Annotated in this window: 1 protein-coding gene; it reads left to right on the forward strand. The window is 64.8% G+C overall.

The features are described 5' to 3' along the window. Window positions 1-134: 134 nt before the first annotated feature. On the forward strand, window positions 135-1,733 hold the full coding sequence (locus tag MTX35_RS25220) for a transposase (RefSeq protein WP_243597470.1): 1,599 nt from the start codon (window positions 135-137) through the stop codon (window positions 1,731-1,733). Window positions 1,734-1,843 lie beyond the last annotated feature (110 nt).

Raw genomic sequence — 1,843 nt, forward strand, 5'->3', positions numbered from 1 at the left:
GGGGCTGTCGCATTTTGATGGTGGGGCGTCTCGAGTGTCGAGGCGCCCCATTGTCGGTGGTGCGGGACAATGTGTTGGTGGCGAAGGGCTATCGACCGGTCGATCGTGATCAACAGTTTCTGATTCCACCGGACATGCGCGAATGGTTACCGGCGGAGCATCCGGTGTGGACGCTCATCGACATCGTCGATACTCATCTCGACACCTCGGCGTTTCATACCGGGCGTCGACTCGGTGGGGTCGGGCGCGCCGGATACGACCCGGACATGCTGCTCACGCTGCTGATCTGGGGCTGGTCGAAAGGGATGCGGTCTTCACGCCAGATCGAATCTGCGTGCACCGATGTGGTGTCCTACCGGGTCATCTGCGCCGGCGATGCCCCCGATCACGCCACGATCTCTCGGTTCCGTAAAGACAACCACGCGGCCTGCGAGTCGCTGTTCGCACAGGTGTTGACGTTGGCGGCGCGGGTCGGTTTGGGGTCGTTGGGGACCATCGCTCTCGATGGGGTCAAGATCGCCTCGAACGCCTCCATCGGAGCCAATCGCAGCGCGGAAGGATTGAAGGCCGCCGCCGAAGCCGAGTCGGCGAAGGCTGCTCAGACCCGGGCACGCGAGATCGCTGCCGCAGCGGCCGCAGCGCACGCCGACGTCGATGCTTCCGAGGACGAACTCTACGGCGAGGACGATCCCGGACCAGGCAGGGTTCCTGCCGAGTTGGCCGACCCGACGTCGCGATCGAAGCGGATCGCGGAGGCGTTGGCGCAGATCGAAGCCGAAGACGATGCCCGCGAGAAGGCCGCCAGGACCGCTGCCGAGGGTCATCTCGAGCGTCTCGATGCCGGGAAGTCCCCGGCGGGTCGGGTGCCGCTCACCGCGCAGGTAGCCGCTGCTCACCGGCGTCTGGCACGGGAAATCGCACGACACGAGGCCACCGAGGCACGGTACCGGCAGCGAGCCGATGCTGCTGCGCGGCGCGGCGGGAAACCGAAAGGCAAGGTTCCGGTTCCAGTCGAGGATCACTACCGCGTGATCGCTGCACGCACCTCGGTGTCGAAGGCGGTCGCCAAGCACAGTGCTCTGGAGCGCACGACGCCAACGGTATTGCGGCGCAACATCACCGATCCGGATTCTCGGATGCAGCCGCTGCGAGGTGGTGGCTGGGTGCAGGGCTACAACTGCCAAGCATTCACCGCCGAGGACGGCATCATCATCGCCACCGGCGTGGGCACCAGCCCCTCCGATGTCACTTACTACGAGAAGATGGTCGACAAAGCGGTCGCTGCGGCGGCAGTGATCGCCGACAACGCACCACCGCAGGCCGAGCAGCCGTCGATCGGAATCATGCTCTTCGACGCCGGCTATTGCTCGATCGACAACCTCGACGCACCGGGCCCGGACCGGTTGATCGCCACCGGAAAATCGCGGACACTCGAAGCCGCCGCTGCCGCGGCCGTAGCTACGCCGGTGTCGGATCCTGCACCAGCGCAGGGTAATTCGATTACCCGGATGGCCGAACGATTATCCACCCCGGAGGGAATCGCAACGTACCGCAAACGGTCTCACATCGCCGAGACACCGTTCGGACATGCCAAACACAACCTCGGATTCCGGCGATTCACCAGCTGCGGCCTCGACCGAGCGACGAGTGAATGGTCCTTCCATGCCGCGGTGCACAACATCGGCAAAATTCTCACCCACCTGACCGCCGCACCCAACGCAGCGCTGGCCTGACCCAGCGGAACAGAGCACCCCAACGCCAAAAAAGAGGTGACCCGGGCATCGAACCCGAGCCACCCCTTCGCAACGTCGAACTACCGCTCACTCAAAATGCGACAGCCCCC

The sequence above is a fragment of the Rhodococcus sp. ARC_M12 genome (assembly GCF_022810385.1).
GTDB lineage: Bacteria > Actinomycetota > Actinomycetes > Mycobacteriales > Mycobacteriaceae > Rhodococcoides > Rhodococcoides navarretei.

What these genes read in the sequence shown, in the direction of transcription:
- MTX35_RS25220 (WP_243597470.1), top strand. Translation starts at nt 135, where the DNA reads ATGCGCGAATGGTTACCGGCGGAGCATCCGGTGTGGACGCTCATCGAC.